Below are 788 nucleotides of genomic sequence, written 5' to 3'. Positions count from 1 at the left end.
CAGACCGGTGCGGCCGAGACCGCGCACCGCATAGGCCTCGGCGCCAAGGAGAAGCTGGTCGTCAAGGACGTCGTCAAGGACGTCGACGGCACGCTCCACACCCGCTACGAGCGCACCTACGCCGGCCTGCCGGTCCTCGGCGGCGACCTCGTGGTCCACACCGCCAAGTCCGGCAGGACCGAGGGCGTCACCAAGGCGACCAAGGCAGCCATCAAGGTGGCCTCGCTCAAGCCGCAGATCACCGCCGCCAAGGCCGAGAAGCAGGCGCTGGGCGCCGCCAGGACCCTCGGCTCCGCCAAGACCGCCACGGACGGCGCCCGCAAGGTGATCTGGGCCGGCTCCGGCAAGCCCGTCCTCGCCTACGAGACGGTCGTCGGCGGCCTCCAGGACGACGGCACCCCGAACCAGCTGCACGTCATCACCGACGCGGCCACCGGCAAGAAGCTCTTCGAGTACCAGGGCATCGAGAACGCGACCGGCACCGGCAAGAGCCTGTACTCCGGCACGGTCAACCTGGACACGACCCTGTCGAGCGGCACCTACCAGCTGTACGACACCACGCGCGGCGGCCACAAGGTCTACAACAAGGCGCACAAGACCACCTCCACCGCGGGCACCCTGTTCACCGACTCGGACAACGTCTGGGGCACGGGCACCGCCTCCAGCTCCTCCACCGACCAGACCGCGGCCGTCGACGCCGCCTACGGCGCGCAGGAGACCTGGGACTTCTACAAGAACACCTTCGGCCGCAGCGGCATCAAGAACAACGGCGTCGGCGCCTACTCCCG

1 pseudogene is annotated in these 788 nt (G+C 69.4%); it reads left to right on the top strand.

The features are described from left to right. Positions 1-788 (top strand): annotated as a pseudogene (locus K7G59_RS34390) (peptidase M4 family protein); the annotation flags it as partial.

It is taken from the genome of Streptomyces sp. NK08204 (genome assembly GCF_020400585.1).
Taxonomy (GTDB): Bacteria; Actinomycetota; Actinomycetes; order Streptomycetales; family Streptomycetaceae; genus Streptomyces.
Note: the sequence above shows the minus strand (reverse complement) of the source record. Positions and strands in the feature narration are given on the sequence as shown.